The organism is Micropruina sp. (assembly GCF_027492755.1).
Taxonomy (GTDB): domain Bacteria; phylum Actinomycetota; class Actinomycetes; order Propionibacteriales; family Propionibacteriaceae; genus Micropruina.
The window spans coordinates 7757-8821 of record NZ_JAPUED010000146.1 but is presented as its reverse complement, the minus strand read 5'-3'; the positions used below and the strand labels follow the sequence as shown (position 1 = coordinate 8821).

The following is a 1065-nucleotide window of genomic DNA, read 5'->3' as shown; positions in this document are numbered from 1 at the left end:
TCTTTTTTTCTTTGTGTTTCTCGAGAGGTCTCGACAAGCTCGACCAACGGTCACCGAGTTGGGTCTCGACAAGCTCGACCAACGGTCAGGCTCGACCAACAAGGCAGCCCGACCAGCGGGTCTGGCATTAGTCTCTGGCCATGACGCACACCGAGATCAGCACTCCCCTTCCCGGCATCGAGGACGCCGCCGGCCATAGCCGCATCTTCGACCACGGCGCGCACGTCGCCGCCTGGCAGCCCGAGGGTTCAGCGCACCCGGTGCTGTGGCTCAGCTCCACCAGCGAGTACACCGCCGGCAAGGCGATCCGGGGCGGTATCCCGATCTGCTTCCCGTGGTTCGGTCCCGGGCTGACCGGCGACAAAAGGCCCGCGCACGGATTCGTCCGGGCGACCGCTTGGCGCCGCTCCGAGGTGACCGAGCACGGCCACACGCTGCGCGTCGTGTACACCATCGATCCCGACATCACCGGTAGCCAGCCCGAGTTCTCCGACGACTACCGGGCACAACTGACGGCCGAGTTCACACCGACGCACCTGACCGTCCGGCTGTGGGTGAGCAACACCGGCGACGAGCCGTTCACCATCGAAGAGGCCCTGCACACCTACCTTGCCGTCAGCGACGTCCGCGAGGTCACCGTGGAGGGCCTGGACGGCGCCAGCTACCTCGACAAGAACCTTCCCGATCCGGCCTTCGACCAGGTTCAGGAGGGTGCGCTGCGGCTCACCGGCCCCACCGACCGGGTGCACGTGCACGGCGGGCCGGTGACCGTCGTCGATCCTGGATTCGGACGCCGGATCAGGCTCAGCACCGAAGGTTCGGCCGATGTGGTGGTGTGGAATCCGTGGGAGGAGGCCGCCGCCGGCATGGCCGACATGGGTCCGGGCGAGTGGACCGGCATGGTGTGCGTCGAGGCCGCGAACGTCTTCGCCGACGCGGTGACGCTGCGGCCGGGCGAGCACTGGACGATGAGCCAGCGTATTGAGGTGCTTCCGCTGGAGGGCTGAGCTCGCCCAGCCCTTGCTCCCGGACTGATCCGGGATCTCCGCACGCTCATCGTCACCG

At 67.3% G+C, this 1065-nt stretch carries 1 protein-coding gene; it reads left to right on the top strand.

The genetic code is table 11. From position 1 onward, the window contains the following. Window positions 1-140 precede the first annotated feature (140 nt). On the top strand, window positions 141-1007 hold the full coding sequence (locus Q0066_RS10610) for a D-hexose-6-phosphate mutarotase (protein WP_298132707.1): 867 nt from the start codon (window positions 141-143) through the stop codon (window positions 1005-1007). Window positions 1008-1065 lie beyond the last annotated feature (58 nt).

Bases quoted from the DNA above. Each gene is read 5' to 3' on its own strand.
- Q0066_RS10610 (WP_298132707.1), top strand. From the start codon at position 141: ATGACGCACACCGAGATCAGCACTCCCCTTCCCGGCATCGAGGACGCC.